The sequence below is a fragment of the Methylomonas methanica genome, from assembly GCF_001644035.1.
Classification (GTDB): Bacteria; Pseudomonadota; Gammaproteobacteria; order Methylococcales; family Methylomonadaceae; genus Methylomonas; species Methylomonas methanica_A.
Genome location: NZ_LUUG01000137.1, coordinates 1 through 21,161, shown reverse-complemented (window position 1 = coordinate 21,161; position 21,161 = coordinate 1). Strand labels below are relative to the sequence as shown.

Annotated in this window: 21 protein-coding genes; 13 read left to right on the top strand and 8 right to left on the bottom strand. The window is 49.3% G+C overall.

Going from position 1 to position 21,161, the window contains the following annotated elements:
- Positions 1-276 precede the first annotated feature (276 nt).
- From A1332_RS23960 to mgtA, 3 genes are all read left to right on the top strand, one after another.
- Positions 277-2,670, top strand: coding sequence for a phosphoketolase (locus tag A1332_RS23960; protein WP_064010901.1), 2,394 nt, complete (start codon positions 277-279; stop codon positions 2,668-2,670).
- A gap of 9 nt (positions 2,671-2,679) precedes the next feature.
- Positions 2,680-3,318 carry a histidine phosphatase family protein gene (locus A1332_RS23955; RefSeq protein ID WP_064010900.1) on the top strand — a complete coding sequence of 213 codons (639 nt, stop codon included), beginning with the start codon at positions 2,680-2,682 and terminating at the stop codon, positions 3,316-3,318.
- A gap of 267 nt (positions 3,319-3,585) precedes the next feature.
- Entirely contained in the window at positions 3,586-6,177 is a 2,592-nt protein-coding gene (gene mgtA / locus A1332_RS23950) for a magnesium-translocating P-type ATPase (protein WP_082879861.1), read from the top strand.
- A gap of 178 nt (positions 6,178-6,355) precedes the next feature.
- Here the strand turns inward: mgtA and A1332_RS23945 are convergent, their stop codons facing one another.
- Positions 6,356-6,940 (bottom strand): chemotaxis protein CheB, encoded by a 585-nt coding sequence (locus A1332_RS23945; protein WP_082879860.1) that lies wholly within the window; start codon positions 6,938-6,940, stop codon positions 6,356-6,358.
- A 147-nt stretch (positions 6,941-7,087) separates the two neighbouring features.
- On the opposite strand from A1332_RS23945, the gene A1332_RS23940 reads away from it, so the two are divergent.
- The gene (locus A1332_RS23940) at positions 7,088-7,318 is read left to right on the top strand and encodes a DUF883 family protein (protein ID WP_064010898.1); all 231 of its coding nucleotides are present in this window, start codon (positions 7,088-7,090) and stop codon (positions 7,316-7,318) included.
- Between the two features lie 223 nt (positions 7,319-7,541).
- On the opposite strand, the gene A1332_RS23935 is transcribed toward A1332_RS23940, so the two are convergent.
- Positions 7,542-8,489, bottom strand: coding sequence for a hypothetical protein (locus A1332_RS23935; protein WP_064010897.1), 948 nt, complete (start codon positions 8,487-8,489; stop codon positions 7,542-7,544).
- A 505-nt stretch (positions 8,490-8,994) separates the two neighbouring features.
- On the opposite strand from A1332_RS23935, the gene A1332_RS23930 reads away from it, so the two are divergent.
- The 3 genes from A1332_RS23930 (at position 8,995) to A1332_RS23920 (ending at position 11,287) form a co-directional block, all read left to right on the top strand.
- Positions 8,995-9,555 carry a PRC-barrel domain-containing protein gene (locus A1332_RS23930; RefSeq protein ID WP_064010896.1) on the top strand — a complete coding sequence of 187 codons (561 nt, stop codon included), beginning with the start codon at positions 8,995-8,997 and terminating at the stop codon, positions 9,553-9,555.
- Between the two features lie 2 nt (positions 9,556-9,557).
- Complete coding sequence (locus A1332_RS23925; RefSeq protein ID WP_064010895.1) at positions 9,558-10,892, top strand: PQQ-dependent sugar dehydrogenase; 1,335 nt, start codon at positions 9,558-9,560, stop codon at positions 10,890-10,892.
- Positions 10,893-10,963: 71 nt separating this feature from the next.
- Positions 10,964-11,287, top strand: coding sequence for a ferritin-like domain-containing protein (locus tag A1332_RS23920; protein WP_064010894.1), 324 nt, complete (start codon positions 10,964-10,966; stop codon positions 11,285-11,287).
- A 75-nt stretch (positions 11,288-11,362) separates the two neighbouring features.
- Here the strand turns inward: A1332_RS23920 and A1332_RS23915 are convergent, their stop codons facing one another.
- From A1332_RS23915 to A1332_RS23900, 4 genes are all read right to left on the bottom strand, one after another.
- Complete coding sequence (locus A1332_RS23915; protein WP_064010893.1) at positions 11,363-11,836, bottom strand: DUF1772 domain-containing protein; 474 nt, start codon at positions 11,834-11,836, stop codon at positions 11,363-11,365.
- 80 nt (positions 11,837-11,916) lie between these two features.
- Positions 11,917-13,584: an alpha-keto acid decarboxylase family protein gene (locus A1332_RS23910; RefSeq protein ID WP_064010892.1), complete on the bottom strand. Its 1,668-nt coding sequence runs from the start codon at positions 13,582-13,584 to the stop codon at positions 11,917-11,919.
- A 336-nt stretch (positions 13,585-13,920) separates the two neighbouring features.
- A complete protein-coding gene (locus tag A1332_RS23905; protein WP_020485176.1) occupies positions 13,921-14,160 on the bottom strand; it encodes a DUF2171 domain-containing protein in 240 nt (79 codons plus the stop codon).
- Between the two features lie 492 nt (positions 14,161-14,652).
- Positions 14,653-15,096: a DUF2383 domain-containing protein gene (locus tag A1332_RS23900; protein ID WP_064010891.1), complete on the bottom strand. Its 444-nt coding sequence runs from the start codon at positions 15,094-15,096 to the stop codon at positions 14,653-14,655.
- A gap of 1,019 nt (positions 15,097-16,115) precedes the next feature.
- On the opposite strand from A1332_RS23900, the gene A1332_RS23895 reads away from it, so the two are divergent.
- The 4 genes from A1332_RS23895 (at position 16,116) to A1332_RS23880 (ending at position 17,879) form a co-directional block, all read left to right on the top strand.
- Complete coding sequence (locus A1332_RS23895) at positions 16,116-16,376, top strand: hypothetical protein (protein ID WP_064010890.1); 261 nt, start codon at positions 16,116-16,118, stop codon at positions 16,374-16,376.
- Positions 16,377-16,442: 66 nt separating this feature from the next.
- On the top strand, positions 16,443-16,850 hold the full coding sequence (locus tag A1332_RS23890) for a BON domain-containing protein (protein WP_064010889.1): 408 nt from the start codon (positions 16,443-16,445) through the stop codon (positions 16,848-16,850).
- A gap of 16 nt (positions 16,851-16,866) precedes the next feature.
- The gene (locus A1332_RS23885) at positions 16,867-17,382 is read left to right on the top strand and encodes a hypothetical protein (RefSeq protein ID WP_064010888.1); all 516 of its coding nucleotides are present in this window, start codon (positions 16,867-16,869) and stop codon (positions 17,380-17,382) included.
- Between the two features lie 53 nt (positions 17,383-17,435).
- Entirely contained in the window at positions 17,436-17,879 is a 444-nt protein-coding gene (locus tag A1332_RS23880) for a DUF2383 domain-containing protein (RefSeq protein ID WP_064010887.1), read from the top strand.
- Positions 17,880-18,101: 222 nt separating this feature from the next.
- Here A1332_RS23880 and A1332_RS23875 read toward each other — a convergent pair whose 3' ends face one another.
- Both A1332_RS23875 and A1332_RS23870 read right to left on the bottom strand, forming a co-directional pair.
- A complete protein-coding gene (locus A1332_RS23875) occupies positions 18,102-19,151 on the bottom strand; it encodes an AI-2E family transporter (RefSeq protein ID WP_064010886.1) in 1,050 nt (349 codons plus the stop codon).
- A 332-nt stretch (positions 19,152-19,483) separates the two neighbouring features.
- Complete coding sequence (locus A1332_RS23870) at positions 19,484-19,666, bottom strand: hypothetical protein (RefSeq protein ID WP_064010885.1); 183 nt, start codon at positions 19,664-19,666, stop codon at positions 19,484-19,486.
- A 359-nt stretch (positions 19,667-20,025) separates the two neighbouring features.
- Here A1332_RS23870 and A1332_RS23865 point away from each other — a divergent pair, with 359 nt between their 5' ends.
- Both A1332_RS23865 and A1332_RS23860 read left to right on the top strand, forming a co-directional pair.
- A complete protein-coding gene (locus tag A1332_RS23865; RefSeq protein ID WP_064010884.1) occupies positions 20,026-20,400 on the top strand; it encodes a hypothetical protein in 375 nt (124 codons plus the stop codon).
- 37 nt (positions 20,401-20,437) lie between these two features.
- On the top strand, positions 20,438-20,854 hold the full coding sequence (locus A1332_RS23860) for a DUF2892 domain-containing protein (protein WP_064010883.1): 417 nt from the start codon (positions 20,438-20,440) through the stop codon (positions 20,852-20,854).
- The last annotated feature ends 307 nt before the right edge of the window (positions 20,855-21,161 follow it).

The following is a 21,161-nucleotide window of genomic DNA, read 5'->3' as shown; positions in this document are numbered from 1 at the left end:
TCGGCCCGACAGCCGAGATACTTTCTTTTGTTTGGCCAAAAGAAAGTATCCAAAGAAAAGGCCACCCGACATTCCGCCTGAATCCTGCGCGTCTCGCTTTTGGCGAGGGTTTTCGGAAGGGGCTTCCCAGCCCCTCCGAAAACGAGCGGCATCCCTGCCGCTCCCCTGCGGGCCATTCTCGCCAAAAGCTGCGATGCTCGGGGCGAAATAACGGGAGTAACACCCTCGCGACTTAAAAGTTCGTTAGTTTATTTAATTTTTTACTGGAGTTAGCTCATGACCACACCGGAAACATCCACAACTGCCATTCCTTCGCCACTTGGCAAAGAAGAGATTGACAACCTAAATGCTTATTGGCGAGCCTGTAATTATTTGGCCGCCGGGATGATTTACCTCCGCGATAACCCTTTACTTAAAGAACCTCTTAAACCGGATCACATCAAAAACCGACTACTGGGCCACTGGGGTTCCAGTCCCGGCTTGAGTTTTATCTACATCCATGTCAACCGACTGATCAAAAAATACGATCTGAATACGATTTTCCTCGCCGGCCCAGGTCACGGCGCACCGGGGGTGTTGGCACCGGTGTATTTGGAAGGTACTTACGCAGAAATCTATCCGAATAAGGGCGAAGACGAAGAAGGCTTGTTGCAGTTTTTCAAGGAATTTTCCTTCCCCGGCGGCATCGGTAGTCATTGCACACCGGAGACACCGGGGTCGATACACGAAGGCGGCGAGTTGGGTTACAGCATTTCCCATGCTTATGGCGCCGCTTACGACAATCCGGATTTGTTGGTAGCGGTGGTGGTGGGTGACGGTGAGGCCGAAACTGGTCCGTTGGCGACTTCCTGGCATTCGAATAAATTCCTGAACCCGATCCGCGATGGCGCGGTATTACCGATCCTGCATCTGAACGGTTACAAAATCAACAACCCAACCCTGCTGGCGCGGATATCCCACGAAGAGTTGGAACAATTGTTTCGCGGCTACGGCTACACACCCTATTTCGTGGAAGGCAGCGATCCCGAGACCATGCATCAACTAATGGCTGGTGTGACGGAAACTTGCGTGCTGGAGATTCGGCGGATACAACAGGAAGCCCGCGCTAGCGGCATCCCTACTCGCCCGCACTGGCCGATGATTATCCTGCGCAGCCCGAAAGGCTGGACCGGGCCGAAAGAAGTGGATGGGCATAAAGTGGAAGCGTTTTGGCGTTCCCATCAAGTGCCGCTGGCCGGCGTAAAAGACAAACCGGCGCATATGCAAATGTTGTCTGAGTGGCTACACAGCTATAAACCGGAAGAATTGTTCGATAGCGCGGGCAAACTGATCCCTGAGTTAAAAGCACTGGCACCTAAAGGCAATCGGCGGATGAGCGCCAATCCGCACGCCAACGGCGGCCTGTTGCGCAAGGCATTACGGATGCCGGATTTTCGCGATTACGCCTTGGCGTTGGGCGGCCACGGCAAAGTGGCGGCGGAAAACACCCGACCGCTCGGCAAGTTTCTGCGCGACATCATGAGTGCCAATATGCACAATTTCCGGGTATTTGGTCCCGACGAAAACAGTTCCAACAAACTGGATGATGTTTATAAAGCCAGTAAGAAAACCTGGCTGGCGGATTATCTGCCGGAAGATGCCGACGGCGGCGAACTGGCGACGGATGGCCGGGTGATGGAAATGCTCTCCGAACACACCCTGGAGGGTTGGTTGGAAGGCTATTTATTAACCGGTCGCCACGGCTTTTTCTCATCCTACGAAGCCTTTGTGCATGTCATCGATTCCATGTTCAATCAACACGCCAAATGGTTGGCCATGTCCAAGGCCGTGTCCTGGCGGGCGCCCGTATCCTCGCTAAACCTGCTGATTACCTCCACGGTCTGGCGCCAGGATCACAACGGCTTTACCCATCAAGACCCCGGTTTCCTGGACTTGGTCGTCAACAAAAGTCCGTCGGTTACCCGGATCTATTTGCCGCCCGACGTTAATTGCTTGCTATCTGTGGCCAACCATTGCCTGGAAAGCACCGACTACATCAACGTCATTGTCTGTGACAAGCAAAAACATTTGCAGTATCTGGATATGGACGCGGCAATTAAACATTGCACCAAAGGCATCGGTATTTGGGAGTGGGCAAGCAACGACGATGGTGTCGAGCCGGATCTGGTGATGGCCAGTGCCGGCGACATTCCCACCAAGGAAGCCTTAGCGGCGGTGGTACTGCTGCGCGAGCATTTTCCGCTGCTGAAAATTCGCTTCATCAACGTGGTAGATTTGTACAAACTGGTTCCCGCCGGCGAGCATCCGCACGGTCTGTCGGACCGGGATTTCGATAGCCTGTTTACCGTCAATAAACCGGTGATATTTAACTTCCACGGCTATCCGTGGTTGATTCACCGACTGGCCTATCGACGCCACAATCACCAGAACATGCATGTGCGCGGCTACAAAGAAAAAGGCAGCATCAATACCCCGCTGGAATTGGCGATTCAAAACGAAATCGACCGCTTTAGTCTGGCGATTGATGCGATAGATCGCATTCCGGCTTTGCAAGTGTCGGGCGCACACGTCAAGGAAAAACTACGCGACCGGCAAATCGATTGCCGCAATTATGCTTACGAACATGGCATCGACCGTCCGGAAGACGATCAATGGCTTTGGCCTTATTAAGGCGCGACTATGAGCTTGAAGATCTACTTACTACGTCACGGCGAGACCGCATACAGCCAGCGCGGTGCGTTTTGCGGATCGCTGGATCCTGATTTGACGGCTGAGGGTAAGGCTATGGCACAAGCGTTTGCCGATGTTTACCGGACAACGACCTGGAGCGATGTCTACGTCAGCCCGATGCAACGCGCTATTGCTACCGCGCAGCCTTTGTGCGATGTAGCGGGTCTGACCATGCAGTTCCGTAACGGCTTAAGGGAAATCAGCTACGGTGCCTGGGAAGACCAGGAGCAGGACTACGTGAACCAGCGCTATGCCGAGGACTACCTACGCTGGCAAACCGATCCAGCCTGGAATCCGCCTTCGGGCGGCGAGACTGCTATGCAAATCGCCGCACGCGCCTTGCCGGTCATCACGGAAATCCAAACCCAATACAAAACCGGTAACGTGCTACTGGTATCGCACAAAGCGACGATCCGCATTTTGTTGTGCAGCCTGCTGGGTATTGACTTGGGCCGTTATAGGGATCGGATCAACGCACTGGCAGCCTCAGTAAGCATTATCAAGTTCACGGATTATGGACCGATGCTGGAAGTACTGGGCGACCGGAATCATTTGCCTGAGCATTTGCGCCAGCGGGCCGGGACTTGATTTGCCGTCACCGCCAATTGCTTATTTACACCGAAAGAACCAGTAAAGATTCCCGGACGATCAATGGCTTTAAATTAAGGCACCTTCCCCCTTTGTAAAAGGGGGATCGAGGGGGATTTATTCAGAAAATCTCCCCTAACCCCTCTTTTTCAAAGAGGGGAATTCATAATACCAAAGCCTAACTTAAAGCTTTGCCCCGCAGGGGGAGAAAGAATTGTCTTTGATTTTTATCGAACCTTTTAACCGCCGCCAACTATCGAGCAGCCTATGAAAAAATCTAACGACAAAGCTAAAGCCGATACCGCGAGTTGGTGGCTACAGCCGCCCTCGCAACTGCGTAACGCTCGTGCTAACGATACCGGTGGCTTATCTGGCACGGAAGCCAGAGCCAAACTAGCTGAGTTTGGCCCCAATCTGTTTCGCGATCATCAACAGCAGGCTTTGCTGCTGCAATTTCTGTCGCGTTTCAAAAACCCGCTGGTGATTCTGTTATTGGTAGCCAGCGCGATTTCCGCATTCACCGGTGAAATCACCAACTTTGTGATTATCACTGTGATGGTGCTGCTCAGCGTGACCTTGGATTTTGTCCAGGAACATCGCGCTGGAAAGGCAGCGGAAAGTTTGCGCCATTCAGTGTCTGTGAAAGCCCGCGTGATACGTGACGGTAAAGCTATCGATGTACCGGTCGCCGACGTAGTACCCGGCGACGTTGCCTTACTCTCTGCGGGCGATATGGTGCCGGCGGACGGCTTATTAATGGACGCCTGCGACCTGTTCGTCAAGCAAGCCTTGTTGACCGGTGAAGCCTACCCCATCGAAAAGCACCCGGGTGAATTACCTGCCGATGCCACTGATTTACAAGATGCCAGCAATGCGGTTTTCATGGGCACCACGGTTATCAGCGGTAGCGCCACCATGCGCGTCATCAAAACCGGCACCGGTACCGCCATTGGTGCCATCGCGGATAGTCTGACCAGCAAACCGCCGGCGACTGCGTTTGAAGTCGGTACGCATCGCTTTGGCTTGCTGATCATGCGCCTGACCGTGTTGCTGGTGTTGTTCGTGTTATTGGTTAACGCCTATTTGGGCAAGCCGTGGCTGGAATCATTCCTGTTTGCCGTAGCCTTGGCCGTGGGTTTAACGCCGGAACTGCTGCCGATGGTGGTGTCGGTGACGCTGTCGCGCGGCGCGATGCACATGGCTAAAAAGCGCGTGATCGTCAAACGCCTGGCGGCAATTCAGAATCTGGGTTCGATGGACGTACTCTGTACCGACAAAACCGGCACCTTGACCGAGGCCAAGATCAAACTGGAACAACATGTCGATCCGCAAGGCCAGCCCAGCGAGCGCGTGCTGGAGCTGGCTTATCTGAACAGTTTCTTTGAGACCGGCCTGAAAAGCCCACTGGACGAAGCGATTCTGGCGCACGAAAATATCGACGTCAGCGCCTGGCAAAAGATAGACGAAGTGCCGTTTGATTTTGAAAGGCGGCGGGTGTCTGTACTGCTGGACAAAGGCAACGGCCGCTTGTTGGTGGTGAAAGGCGCCTCCGAAGAAATCATCACCCTCTGCACCCGCTACGAACAACAAGGCAGCGACGCGCAAGTACCGCTCGATCCGGTCAGTCGAGCCCGTATCCACGAGCAACATAATGCGTTGGAACGGGAAGGCTTTCGCGTGTTGGGCATCGCGTGGCGAGAAGTGCCGCAGGATCAACCGCACGCGGTGGTAGGCGATGAAAGCGAGCTGATCTTTGCCGGTTTTGCTGGCTTTCTCGATCCCCCCAAACAAAGCGCCGGCGCGGCACTGGCTGCATTAAAAGAGAGCGGCGTGACGGTTAAGATCGTCACCGGCGATAGCGATTTGGTGACACAGCACGTCTGTACACAATTGAACATACCGATCACCGGCCTTTTGACCGGCAAAGACATTGAGGCGATGGATGACCACGCCCTGCGCATCCGCGCCGAAAAGGCCAATCTGTTCTGCCGGGTTAACCCCGCTCAGAAAAACCGGGTCATTCTGGCGCTGAAAGCGCGCGGCCATGTGGTCGGTTATCTGGGCGACGGTATCAATGATGCACCGTCACTGCATTCGGCGGATGTAGGCTTATCGGTGGATTCGGCGGTGGACGTGGCCAAGGAAGCGGCCGATATGATTTTGCTGGATCAGGATTTACAAGTGCTACACGACGGTGTGCTGGAAGGCCGGCGCACCTTCGGCAATATTCTGAAATACATCATGATGGGCACCAGTTCCAACTTCGGCAATATGTTCAGCATGGCCGGCGCGGCTTTGTTCCTACCCTTTTTGCCGATGCTGCCGACGCAGATTCTGCTCAACAATATTCTGTATGACATCTCCGAAGTGCCGATTCCACTGGATCAGGTCGATCCGGAAGAACTGCGCAAACCGCGTACATTGGATATGAACTTCATCCGCAATTTCATGCTGGTGATCGGCCCGATCAGTTCCGCGTTCGACTTTCTGACTTTTTACATTCTGCTATCGTTGTTGAAAGCCGATGAAGCGCTATTCCAAACCGGCTGGTTCGTGGAGTCGCTGTGTACCCAAGTCCTGGTGATTTTCATCATCCGCACCCGCGGTAACCCTTTTAAAAGCCGCGCGCATCCGGCGCTGGTCGCCACCTCGCTGTCGATTGCGTTGATCGGCGCCATCTTGCCGTTCACCCCGCTAGGCCAGTATTTCGGCTTTGTGCAGCCGCCCGCTCAGTTTTATTTAATCCTTGGCGCGATGGCCGTGTCGTATCTATTCGTGGTGGAATTGGCCAAAAGAGGTTTTTACAGCTGGCATAAAAAACACGGCAAACCCCAACGCGTTGGTCATCGCTCGATATGAATCCAACCGACTAAGGTCGGCGACGTGGATAAAGTCATCGCACTTCAAATTTCGCTTACCACCCTCACCCTGGCCCTCTCCAGGAGGGCGAGGGAGCAGATGTGCCGAAATTTGAAGTACGAAAGGTATACATGAGGTAGCGCTAAGCAAGTGATCTGTTGAACCCTAAACTACGCTGTCACGACATGGCGGCGCCGGCGATGTCTACAATTACTTCAGCAATATTTTCCGGCGACAACACAAAATCGATGCAGCCGCTGGCAATGGCACTCGCCGGCATGTCCGGCTGAATCGCCGTATCAAGCTTCTGCGCAATGGTGATGCCGCCTACTTCTTTAATGCCGCACAGCGCGGCCGCGCCATCGCCGTCGAAACCGGAGACTATCACCGCAATCAGTTTGCCGTTCCAATGTAGTGTCAACGACCGCAGAAAAACCGTAATCACATCCGGCCAGCCGCGCGGCTTTGAGATCGGCTGTAAATGAAACTGGCCATCGACGACGTGTAAGTCCCGATTTGCCGGAATGATGAACACTCGATTAGCGCTTATTTGCAATCTTTCCGTAATCAGTTCGACCGGCATCGAGGTGTAACTCGGCAGCACTTCGTGGAGCTGGGTCGGCATTATGGTGATGTGATTGACAATGACTATCGCCACCCCCATGTCGGGCGGCAGATTTTGCAATAGCCGAATATAGGCATCCAGCCCGCCAGCCGAGCCGCCGACACAAACGATGGGGAATTTTTTTAAGGTATTACTCATAGTTGATGTCCGCATTTATGTTACTCGCGCTTAGCTTTGTTACTACCGGCGATATGTACGCAGTCGAACAGACCACAGTTGCGCATAGCGGTATATTCTAGGCTCAAGCCTGATCCACATATGGCTCTTTTAAAATAGGAAACTCTAATGGATACTCTGGACAAAGCCTCAAATTACGCGCATGAAACTTACGATAAGCTCGCCGATGTTGCCGCCAATACTGCGGAGACACTTGCGGAGACACGCGACGAGTTGATGGATGCAGAAAAAAAACTGATGAAAAACAGCCGCCGCTATGTCCGGGATAACCCGATGACAGCGATGGGCATTGCGGCATCAGTGGGTTTTCTGCTGGGCAGCTTGTTGCGCACCCGTTAATTGACTACGCAGCACTATCGTTGCATCGTCGCTTTGCGCAAATAGATACCAAGAAGGCCGCGTTTCGAGCAAACGCGGTTTCTTTTCGGTCAAAAATGGGTCAATAAAGCAATCACAATAATGATTGGAATGGGTACACCCAGCAATAACAGCAAAAGTGAGCGCATGGCTAATCTCCTAATTTTGAGTTAAACGATGTTATGAATAGCTTGCCAAGCATCAGCTAGAGACCTCTGTCTACATAGGTTTCGCTATCACGTTGCTTACCGCCAAACGTTGCAGCCAGACTGGCCACAAAGGCACCCGACAACAGCGCTACCACCATCCATAAGGAAGAGTAAGCCGCCAATTTGCGCGCGTCGTCAGCAGTCTGTTTAAGGCTTTGCTCGGTTTTGGCCAGCTCGGCCTGTACCTTGGCAAAGACATTGAACACACGCTTTTCGGCATCCGCTCCGGACAATCCGGTTTGTTTGGCGACGACTTGGCCCAGATATTTTTGATCCTCTGGCGGCAAACCATTCAAGCGCAGACCGTTAGCGAAAATTCGCGAGGCCTCCCGCCATACCAAGCCATAGTCTTTTTCCAGCATGTCGGTTGGTGATTGCACCGACCGGAATAAGCTATCGACCCAATAACTTAAGTCGCTATCGCCATTATGCTTACGCTCGTCTACTCCCTTTGACGGCGGATTAGGATGACCGACAGGCGCATGAACACCGGCTAGTTCGGCGCCGGTCGATATCGCTGTAGCATTGGCCGAAGCGCCGATTGCCAGGAGATTGCCGGCCACGGTACCCAATAGCACCGCCGTTACCAACGAAGCAATCGCCCAAGCCAATAGGCCGTGAGCGGTATCCCGGAAGTACACTTCGTCGCTGTGCACGCTGGCCCACCTGACACGCAAGCGGCCGGCCAGATAACCGCCCACACCCGATGCAGCGATCTGCGCGAAACTCAGCCAGAGAATGGAGGATATACCCAGTGCTGTGGCGCTGATTCCCTGATGGGACCAAGGCGAAAGCGCCGGAAATCCCAAGCCCACACCTAAAATAAGCAGGATTAAGGACAGCGCCGCAGCAGCGGTCGCACCGGCAAAAATCGAACCCCAGGACACCCCGGAAGCTGTGGTGTCCGGTCTTGCATCCAAAACAGTTTGCTCTAATGTTGTCATGATCACTCCTAATTAAAACCCTATAGACAGCTATTCACAGTAAGGCGAACAGTCGTAGTAGCCATAGACACCGCAGCATTCCCCCAGCTATCGCCTCTGGGCTTGGCGATTTGCCTGCCAACGGTATATGAGGCTTTCATGGGTAAATTTAAAATTTTAGGCTTGTAGCTCATGTGAGTTCTCCGGTTGTGAATGGACGTACACAGTGATTTAGGGCTCGCTGTATTCGACGTATGGAGTGCCACGATTTAAAGCTGCGCAATAAATTGCCGGGGTCAGATTAGCCTTTAGAACATGCAAACTCTGTACGGTAGCGCACGTATATCGGCGCAGAGTTGTTGGGATAGGGTCGGTACGCCAGCGTACACAAGCTAAGAATAAGTCTGTTCGACAGCGCACCGACAATGTTCTCCCTGTTAGATAAAGTTGAAGTGAGTTTGCAGCACTGTGAAGGTGCCGATTCAAACTAGCGAAACACTTTTCTTATAAAACGCTGGAGAACAAGATGAAAAAATTAATTCCTATAGTAGCCGTGTCTGTTCTGAGTGCGACATTGGCAGGCCCACTCTATGCCGATGACGTAAAAGACAAACAAAAAGACCTTCATGAAAAACAAGAGGAACTCGGCAAAAAACAAGAAGAAGTCAAAGAAAAACAGGCCGAACTTAATCAAGCCAACAAGGAAGTCGCCGTAGAACGCGCGCAGGAAGCCAATAAGTCGATGCAGCAGGTCAGCCGAGCCAGCAAAATCACCGGTGCCAAAGTGAAAAACACCACGGGAGACGGTCTCGGCGACATTAAGGATTTGGTGATCGATCCGACGACGGGACAAGTGGTCTATGCAGTCGTTTCCTTCGGCGGTGTCATGGGTATGGGCGACAAGCTGTTTGCCATCCCCTGGAGAGCGCTGCATTGGACCAGCCCCAAAGACTATTACGTGCTTGATCTGGATAAAGACACTTTAAAAAAGGCACCGGGTTTTGACAAAAAGCATTGGCCGGCAAATTCTGAAAAATGGGAAGAGCAACGCCAGGCACTCGGTCAGTTTTACCGCGTAACACCTTAAACATGTATCACCTGCCTCGCGCTAGACAGGCCTTATCATTCACGACCTTGGTGATTGTGCTGTCGGCGTGCGGCGAATCGGCACAGTTGCCGATTTCGGCGGGCACAGGTCTAAATCCGCAACTGCCACCACCGCATCCAACCTGGATTCCCACAGTCAACATTGCCAAGGCGGTGGGCTGGCCGGCTAATACTAAACCCATACCGGCATCAGGCCTGACGGTTAATGCCTTTGCCGGTAATCTCGATCACCCGCGTTGGCTCTACGTGCTACCGAATAGCGATGTGCTGGTCGCCGAGACCAATGCCCCGCAACGGCCCGACGATGGCTGGGGCATCAAAAGCTGGTTCATAAAACAGGTGTTGAGCATGGCCGGAGCAGGAACACCCAGTGCCAATCGCATCACTCTGTTGCGTGATAAAGATGGCGACGGCGTGGCCGAGACGCGATCAGTATTTCTCGAAGGGCTTAACTCGCCCTTCGGCATGGCGCTGATCGGCAACGATTTCTACGTCGCCAACACCGATGCGCTGATGAAGTTTCGCTATACGGACGGCGAAACACATATCGCTGAAGCGGGCATCAAAGTGCTGGATCTGCCGGCTGGCCCCATTAATCATCATTGGACGAAAAATCTGCTGGCCAGTCGAGATGGGACACGGCTGTATGTGACTGTGGGATCTAACAGTAATGTCGGCGAAAATGGTATGCAGCAAGAGTCCGAACGTGCCGCCATTTGGCAAGTCGATCTGCAGCACAGCAGTTACCGGGTTTACGCGTCCGGCCTGCGCAATCCCAACGGACTGGCCTGGGAACCCGACGGCGGCGCACTTTGGACGGTGGTTAACGAACGCGATGAAATCGGCAGCGATTTGGTACCGGATTATCTAACTTCAGTCCCCGCTGGCAGTTTCTTTGGCTGGCCTTACAGTTATTACGGTCAACATTTAGATCAACGTGTACAGCCGCAACGTCCGGAGCTGGTAGCTACAGCTAAAGCGCCGGACTATGCCCTTGGGCCGCATACGGCATCGCTCGGTCTGGCGTATTCTCACAGCGCCAGTTGGCCGGCGCCATTCAATAATGGCGTTTTTATCGGTCAACACGGCTCATGGAACCGCGAGCCACGCAGCGGTTACCGGGTGATCTTTGTGCCTTTTCAGGCCGGCAAACCCAGAGGAGCACCCATTGATGTCTTGAGCGGTTTCATTAGCCAAGACGATGAAGCCTACGGCAGGCCGGTGGGTGTGGCACTCGATAAACGGGCCGCATTATTGGTGGCTGATGACGTTGGCAATACCATTTGGCGGGTCACAGCTGCTTTGCCTCACCAGTAGTACAACAACCGATTACGACGCCCAAATCAAGCCATTTTGGCATTCAACTTCACCGCAAACAGGAGACGATCATGTCTAGTGCCGGTTATCAGGAACCCATAGAACAACTATCCACCGAAACACGCGACATGCACCTAGCTCTGGTGTCACTAATGGAGGAATTGGAGGCTATTGATAGTTACAATCAACGTGCCGACGTCTGTGCAGATCAAGCACTCAAGGCCATTCTGGAACACAATCGGGACGAAGAAAAGGAACACGCAGCGATGTTGCTGGAGTGGATTCAACGCCAGGACTCTCGCTTTTCCAACAAACTCCAGGTCTACTTGTTTTCCAAAAAGGAAATCGCGCATTCGGGTGAAGCGGATCAAACCCCAACGGGAGGCACGGTATGATCCCACTAGACGGCTCAGCGATGTGGAGAAGAGTTAGGACAGGACAACCCGCTGAATTCAGTCTTGGCTGGCAGCTCACTGATTGATCTCAAGAAATACTGAAAGGTGCAGCAAACTCAGCGCGATCAACTGTAGCACGAAGCGAATTGCGTGCCCCGTTTCCCAGTTTGTCCGATACTCAGTCCAATCGGAGGGAATTGATGTTGGCGTCGCTATGAAAAAGACTGCATTTGCTGGCGCCACAAAAACGAAAAATACGACCGGAAACGCAAGCAGCAATGTGCAGCCTGCGCCGAGGGTGAGCCAAAACGAGCGTTTTGTTTTGCGCAGGAGAAACGCGAGCATAAGCGTGGCAATAATTGCCGCCGGTTCGAGAATACCGCCAATGTGCGGCGGACCCCATGCAACATAGAGGGTCTTTTGAATGGTGAGATAGAGCGCGGCGTCGTAGAGCATTTTCGCCGGGCGCTCCAGGACGTGCGCGAACGCCAGACCGAGAAGTAGCGCCACCAAAAAGATTGTCAGGAAACGCCAAATTTTAATCAGCATGGATTTCTCTCCGGTTTGGATACTGACCGGCAAGCAATGTGTCAACGCGTTCCTGAACACCAGGCAAAGCGTGAGGCTAATTACGTTAACTGATTAGTCATTGCCATAGCCTGCCCCGCGCTAAGCAGCGACTCAGGGCAGTCCAGTCGCCCGGTGTGAATTTCGATGAACATCAGTTGATCAGACGTAGCTGCCATAGCCAATGCCTCTTCAAGCTCCGCTTCGGTGTGCACATCAAAACCCAGGCCGCCGCCAAACACTTCTACCAGTTTATGATACTGCCAGGGCTGGAGATCGTTATAGGGATGATCACTAATGACTCGCTCTATCGTGTAGCCGTCATTATTGATCAGAAAGATAACCGGCTTGAGATGGTTGCGGATCATCGTTGACAGATCCTGGCCGGTTACTTGAAAAGAACCATCACCCACAAATAGCACGACCTGCCTGGCTTTTGCCTCCATAGCGGCACCTAGGGTGGCACCGATGCTGTAGCCGATAGAGCCATAAAAGGTTTGTCCTATGAAAGTGACGCCTTTTGGCATTAGTAATTCGGCTGCACTAAATAGCGATACGCCCGTTTCTGCTACGACAATCGCATCGTCTTCAATAAAATGACTCATGCGATCGAAGAATCGTTTGATGGTAAGCGGTTTTTGCTCATCAGCAAAGTATTGTTCCGAACGGCGATGGACACAGCCTGCGGTTGCCGAATGGATATCCAGGGTTGTCGAATCGCGACATGTAAGCTTTTCGGTTAACCCAAGGATAAAGTCATGGAGCGACACGTTCTCGTAAATATGATGTTTGATCCTGACGGAACGAATATTGACGCTGATTGTTTTCACCTCATCAAGCTCGGCGGTAAAACCACCGGTATTAAAGTCAGTGAGCAATGCCCCGAGCTGGAGTATGCAGTCGGCAGACTCGACTCGATTTTTTACGTAGTCGCGGCTCCGTTCCCCCTGATATAAACCGATGAATTGTGGGTGCTGCTCTGACAGCACGCTTTTGCCCAACATCATGGTGGCATAGGGAAAGCCGGTTTTTTCCAGAAAATCTGCAAATGGTTTCTGCAGCTTAAAACGTATCAATTCCACATCACCGATCACCACTGGTTTATCTGCATTATTCAGCATCTCTGCGGCTTCGTTGATCGCCTCATTCAGCACGTCAGGGTCACTACCGAGGTCCGGTGGGAACCGGAAAGCCTCAGGATAACGGCATTTCATCATTACCACATCAGCTGGAAGGCTAATATACACCGGTAGTTGATGGGAAAGACACGCCGATAACACCCTGTCGATCTCGGCGGGTGCCATCTCAGCAGAAACCAGTTCGGTCGAGGCGGCCGTAATTTTCTCGTATATTCGCAGTGGAATCTGATAATCGCCTAAGGTGTGATGCAACAAAGGCCGGTTGCGGAAATTAATCGTCGCCGGTGAGCCGGTGATCACCACGATAGGCACTCTCTCCGCGAATGCGCCCGCCACGCCGTTGATGGCACTTAATTCTCCCACAGCATAGGTTGAAGAAAATGCGCCTACACCCCGAATACGTGCGTAGCCGTCAGCAGCATAGGCGGCGTTGAGTTCATTGCAGGTACCGATATAGGTCAGGTCGCTTTTCAAAACCTGATTGAAAAACCCCAATACAAAGTCGCCAGGCACACCAAACAGGTGATCCACGCCTATCTCTTTCAGTCGAATTATCAGGTAATCTGCAACGGTAATGTCTGAATTGCTCATAGTGCCGGCTCCTGATCTTGCTGCGGAAACAAGGTCAAATGGTCGATGCGTGAGAGATAAATTTGCGGTTTTTAATCCCGCGAATGATTAAATGGCTGAATGGCGTGGGATACCTGCAAACTATGATTTGGCCGGTAAGGCAAAACACATAGATGGGTTGTTCTCAATTACGTCGCGATATTCGCCTCAGTCCCGGACGTCAACCTTAGTCTGGCAACAGTCTCGAGACTATGGTTTGTTTCGACTATGCATACAGCCTATTCATCATTAATATCCTGGCGATAACGTTTTTCACCTAAACAAGAAACACTTAGGCTTCGGTCTGAAATTATTCGTTCAAAGTATTGGTGAAACAGTTGACCAGTCTTGCATGGCCTTATCACCTGGACGGTCCACCTTTACCTTGCCATGCTCGGTCGAGGTTACCCAGGATAGTGGAAAGAAATGATGCTGACCGGCTTCATCTTTTTTCAGTTTGATTGAGTTAGTGCCTTCCATATGATCGACAATGGCAAATTGGCCGTCTTCTGAGCAGACAACGGGCATATCGGGTTTGATCTGGTCGGGATGAATCATTGTGGTTCTCCTTTTGGCTTGATTTGAGCCAGTCATGTTGAAATGTCTGGCTCGATATTTTGAGTTGCATGTCGCCGGGCACTCATTAAACAAATTCAAAGCTTTGTTAGATCCCGTTGACAGTTATCGACTATAGAGAAATTAGCGGTTCTGATCCGTTCGGCATACCACATTGGTAGCTGAATTATTCAGAACTGGCGAAAACCAGCAGGCATGATCGCGGCCTAGCGTTTTTCTTGAAACAAACCGGGCCAATCTTTAGCGGTGGCTTGAGTGGATCAATGCCAAGCATATTTATGGCTTTTCTTGATGTTTTTGTGAAATCGAAACCCTGTTTGTATCTTGCCGACGGTGAGCCATGGATATCTATCTGTCTTAATACCCTCTTCGTCCAGCTGAGCTATAGGTATAAAACGTCTCATATGTTCGAGGTGTCCGAAAAAACCGCAGCGATTTAGTATTTAGCGCTGCACGCCTTAAGAATATTCAAGTTCATGCCATTACCGCGTCTAATAACTGATCCAAGGTACGCATATTAGATTGCAGGTTAGGCAACAACTTTGTTTCGATCAATGAGCGAAGAGCTAGAGGTAGTTGGTAATCGAGCAGAGCTTGCCCATACGCTTTCGAGCAGGAGAATTCAACGTCTCGTAAGGCTTTTATTGCTGAGTATTTACCCAACATATTTACGCCTATCTGAAAGATTTTCTCCCAAGTGCCCCAATTGCTTGACTTATCTGAAGGCGCTCCTCCCAACTGACGAATTTGCGCTTTTAGTAGTGCAGCGGCTTCATTATGATCTTGACAAATTTGCAACAGAGAATCGACTTCACAACGTCTGGTATCTTTCCAAAACGATTCCAAAGCCTGTCGGTAAGTTTCCGTGGCGGATATTTCATTTTTTAGCAAACTATCTATTTTTTCAATGTTATACATAAAAACTCCCAGGTAACTCAATTATGTTGCCTGCACAGGAAGACTACTATCAAAAATCCTGAATAGTATTTCCGGATTAAATAATTAACGTCATCCATAACTAATAATTAGACTAACTCTTCAAATAGCTATTGCTGTGATTATTAATACCTAGCAAACTAGGCAATATGCAACAGCACTATTTCCTTTATTCATAAGCGTATTCCTTTACTTCTATTTCCATTCTGTCTTATCGGCTTAGCCTGCGTTATTTGATATTTTCTTTTTTAAATCCCCAATCTTATTGGCAGGAAAAATTCCATGTCCACTGACAATAAATCTGTGCGCTCATGGCTATAGTAGGATCGTTTATCCACTCAGTCAGTGCGCTATCAAACATACAGCGTCGGATTTTCTGCGCGCTCATAACACCTGCAGATCGGTGAAAGGCAGCTTATGCATTGATCATCACGCAGATCGTCTGAATAGCCCTGTTTCAGTATTATTTTGGCAAGACGAAGATGAGAACGGCGAGTATTCTAAGTCGAGTTATACCAAAGGATTCCAAGACAAATACGGTCGTTCTCTATGCAAATATTGGGGGTTTAGCGGATAAAATTGACCTAAAAAGGAAATTTAGGCGATCAAATCAATTTTCAAAAAACCCTAGTCTTGGCAGATAAAAAAATTCCTCTTCAATGTGCGATAGCACACCGACTTTAAGACGATTTTAATAGAAACTTTACCTAGCTTTCTTCTTCGCGTCATTAAACAGCCTGTTTGAATGTAAGCCAAAACCAATAAGTAGACTTATAGACACAAATATTTTAGGAGATGAGTCATGGGTAAATATTTTATAGGCTGGGTACTGGGCGTGCCGACGATTGTTTTGATCATTATTTATTTAGTATTCAATCATTAGCCATTCTCTCCACCGGCAACACTATTAAAGTCGGTGTGCCAAATTTAATCAGTAGGTTTTTGAAATCACCAGAGTTTAAAACCTAATTGACCATTTTCATTTGTATAAGGAATCCATTATGCAAGCAACAGACAATACCAATACTGTCGATGCCACCGTTGACCGGCTTAGATCGGGCGTTCACTCAACCGTTGACAAAGTAGCCAACGCAACCACTCAGGCGGCTGAAGCGTTGGGTCAAAAAGGCGAACAATTGAAAAATGTAGAGCAGCAGTTTTTTGAAGATTGCCGCAGTTACATTGATAAAAACCCTGCAACTTCATTGGGTATCGCTGTCGGAGCCGGTTTTCTATTAAGTCGGCTGATGAGTGGTCGTTAAATCAGCAGGAAAAAACCGATGCCGCGCAATTATTTCGAAAAAACAACCACTATTTAGGAGATTAATATGTCTACAAAACTATTGTCAGTTATATTCACTTTGACGAGCAGTTTGATAATGATGACGGGTACTGTTCGCGCCGAACAGAATAGCGCCGTTTATCTAGCGGCCGACTCAACATTGGAAAATACCGAGATCAATGCTCGCGATAAGGATAACTCGACGTTAACCCCGGAAGATCAAAAGGAAACCGAAGGCGATATTAAAATTACAGCGGCCATCCGCCAAGCTGTGGTTAAAAATGAGTCCTTATCAGTCAATGCGCAGAATGTAAAAATCATCACCCGTAATGGCGTAGTGACTTTACGCGGGCCGGTTAAAAATGAAGCCGAGAAAATTAAACTGCAAGATATCGCCAAGCAAACGCCTGGTGTTCTTCAGGTAAATAATAACCTTGAATTTAAAGCGCCATAAAGCGTAGGAGAATCACATGACTAAAGCAGTTTTTTGTATCGCTCAAAATACCGTTCAGGCAGAGAGTATTGTTAATGACCTGGTTACCGCCGGCTTTTCAAATAATGATATATCGGTGCTGTTTTCCGACAAATCCAACTCCCAGGATTTTGCACATGAAAAGCATACCAAAGCGCCGGAAGGGGCTGCCATCGGCGGGTCAGTTGGTTTAGGTACTGGCGCTGTAGTTGGCTTGTTAGCCGGGATCGGCGCTCTGGCTATTCCGGGCGTCGGTCCGTTCATCGCGGCCGGACCTATTATGGGCGCTTTGAGCGGAGCGGCTGTAGGTGCCGCCACCGGCGGTTTGGCTGGCGTTTTGATCGGGCTGGGCATCCCCGAATATGAAGCCAAACGCTACGAAGGAAAAATCACCGGCGGTAACGCTTTGATTTCTGTCCATACCACAAACAGCGAAGCGGTCGATCTGGCAAAAAAAGTCTTTGAGGAGGCTCACGCCGAGGACATTTCCTCGACGGGCGAATCGTCAGTTTAAGCTTGATGCTGCGATTGCATGACATCAAAAAATAAGCAACCAGGAGTTTTATTATGCATAACATAGACACACTCAACAACTTTCTAAAAGACGAATTATCTGCAATGGAAACCTATCAACAGGTACAGGCTAAACTGTCTGAAGATGCCGAACTAGGCGAATCGAAGGACCTTGCACCCATCTACGAGGATCACAAAGCGGCTGTTTCCAGTTTACAGACGCTCGTCAGTGAACTGGGAGGAACTCCCAGCGAAGATTCAGGAGTTTGGGGCACTTGGGCGCAAATAGTTCAAGGAGGCGCAAATCTGCTGGGCAAAGAAGCGGCACTACAGTCGTTACATAGCGGCGAAAAAAGTGGTGCAGACGCGTATGTGGAAGCTTTGCAGAAGAATGAACTGCCTGAAGAGATTCGCTCGTTGATTGAAACGAAGCTTCTGCCGGCTCAACAAGCGCATATTCGCACTTTGGATAGGCTGTTGGCCGCTGAAACTGAATAGTTTTTCGTCCTTAGCACGCAGCTTTTAAATGAAGTCAGCGCGAGCTCAAATTGATTCGCGCTGGCTTAATTGTTTCTGTTCCGGCCTATAAATAAACCTGATTAACAAGAATTTTCAGCGCGGCTGATCGGGACAAGTATTATCTCTACTGCAAGTAATGAAGACTAGCGGCGGTATTAACGCGAAGATTTACTGCTTCCCCAAGTTTAACAATATCTCCATTTACGAATTACTTGCCTGATTATATTTTCCCAGTATGTCCCAAAAGGTTATAAATAAAGCGGCAATAATGGGGCCTAATACAAATCCTGTTAATGAAAACCAGCTTATCCCACCCAGAGTTGACACCAGCACCAGATAATCTGACATTTTACTGTCTTTACCTATCAGCCTTGGCCGCAAAAAATTGTCGATCATAGCAATCACAAAAATACCGACGGAGAGCAGTATGACTGCTTTTAACGTGTATCCCTGTAAAAATAAAATGACCGCAGCAGGAGCCCAAATTAACGCACTGCCTATAGGCAATAACGATAAAACTATCATTAACATACCCCATAGAAAAGCCGCTGGAATGCCTACAAACCAAAATAATAACCCCCCTATGCTACCCTGAATGACAGCGACTAGTAACCCGCCTTTGACAGTCGCTCGTGCTACGCTGGTGAAACGCTCAAATAATTCTATTTCAATTTTGTCACCTATCGGGATTAACGCTATTAATTTTCTTATCAATTGTTGGCCGTCCCGCAATAGAAAGAACAGAATGTAGAAAGACAACGCAACTTGAACGATTAGATTTAAAATATTCTGGGTCAATGCGGGGAGTTGTTGCGCTATATATTGTACTGCTTGAGTAAACGCATTCCCGGCCGAGGCACTTATCTGCTCAACGCTTATTTCCTGTATATGAGACAGCTTATTGAATTTTGGCAAAAGAAGCGCGAGAGTATCTTGAAAATAAACTTGAGGATTGATTTCCCCACTTTGGATTTTTTGATAATAGGCTGTGCTTTCCTCCGTTATCATCAATGTAATAATCAATAAAGGAATAACGAACACCAGAATAATCGTTAACATCGTCAAAAACAACGGCAGTATTTCCGAGTTTTTAAAGTAGCGGTTAATCCACTGATAAACAGGATAAAAAACTACCGCGAGAATGATGGCCCAAAAACAGGCTAATAAAAAATCTTTAATCAATAGGAAAAAAGATACCGTCACTAACAAAACGAAGGTTAGAAAAAGAATATAAGGCGTATTTTTTTGCATGGAAACCAACTTGAAGCAAATGAATAGTTTCGGCATCCTATCATTGCATTAATGAGTTCCCGATACTGTTGGAATCGGGATATGAAGTCCAGCGTTACGAAGACATAAGTTCAGACCTGATATTTGCAAAAATCAAGTCTAAAAACTTAGTCTGTTCGACAGCATAGCTTACTAGAGGTTGGTGGTTCCGATCCGTTCGGCATCCCAACATTGGTAGTTGAATTATTCAGAATTACCGTAGACGACGAAACATGCTTGCGACTTAACGCTTTTATCGCAACGCCTCTTGAAACAACCAGACCTCTGAGATGGCTTGAGCCGATCAATGCCAATCATTTTTTGTGGCCTTTCTTAATATTTTCTCTGAAATCACCGAATCCAGTTTGCATCTTGCGGACGTTCGGCGGTAGGTAACCATCTCCCTCAATATCTTCTGGGTCCAATTGAATATTGATGACATCCTCGGTCATAGATCGGGTTTCTTCGGTTTGGCGTGTCGTCTGTTTATGTTTCATCACGGTTTCCTGACAATTTCATAGTTCTTACCCAAAGGCGTAATACCAGCTCTATCACGCGATAAAAACATTACCGATAAAAATAAACCGGATCAGTGCGGTATTGCACATAGGACGGGAATTTGTAACCTATATTTTCACTGCCGATGGGTCTTATCCCCGCTGTGATAGCTGAATTCTAACCAATCACCCCAAAGCGATCACTCGCAAAAACCTCATTTCAAACTTGGCCGGTTAAGACAAAAACTGCACACGACAGAACGCTATGTGATTAAGCGTACAGACTACTTGAAGCGGCATGGCTATACATACGGTGAAATCGTTTTTCCTTGAAAACCATTCTTGTAGGGAGTTCTAACATGCGTAATTTAATTGCCGGATTTATTCTGCTCATCGCTTTGCCGACTCTTTGTCAGGCCGAAACGCCTAACGGTGCTCAAAGTTCGCCAGTTCAGCTTTCTGGCACCGAATCACGAACGGCCTCGGAAAAAGCCAATGGCGATTCTGTAGACACGCAAAGCGGGGCCTACGATATCTGCTTACGCGCCACTCAGCGCTTCGAACAACAGGAAAAAGATAAAGGAACCGGAAAAGCTGCAATCGCGTCGCTCTCCGCTTCATGTAAAACGGAATTGAAGCCCGCCAAATATTGGGTTTGCATGGAAAAGGAAGCCATAGCGGAAGTCGACTTTAATGCGGCCCATTGGCGTTGCGCAAAAAAACTTAACCATTAAATTAATTACGGATTCAAACGCTAATCGGAGAGACATCATGTCAGTATTCAAAGCGGAAGATTCAACAAAATCAAGCCCGGATCGCGTTCGAAAATCGACTGCGGTCCATGTAAACGCTGCAATAGACCACCAAACGGATCTCAGTATTCAACTATACAAGGACAAAAGTCAGGCGGAAACCTTAGAGCGTATTCAAGCGTTGGATAAAGAATGGGACATCGAGAGGTTGCTTGAGGTCAATGCATCAACTTTAGCCTTAACCGGCCTGATTCTGGGGCTAACGGCCAATCGAAAATGGTTGCTTTTGCCTGGGATTGTTTTGCCGTTTCTGTTGCAGCATGGATTGCAAGGCTGGTGTCCCCCTTTACCTTTATTACGCCGCTTGGGCGTGCGAACCCGAGGAGAAATTGATCGTGAAAAATACGCACTAAAAGCCCGGTTGGAGAAAAACTGACTGGGTATCAGGTAGCTTGGCTGTGTTTTATGCTGAACAAATTAGCGTAATTCAAACGATAAACTCAACTAAACCCGCAACAACCTGGACGCAATAACTCATGACGCTTGGATGCTAATGCCAACAATAGCAATTCTTCGACGGGCATTTCATATCAGCTTTCAGTGCTATGCCTGTCTTAAGGCTAAACCGTTTGCACTGAGCTTGTCGGAGGGCTCACCACGAACGGCTTAAATTGTTGATCAACTAGGGTATCCAAGCAATACGTCGCTTAAATCAAATTGCTTATAACCTGAATCCGTGACTC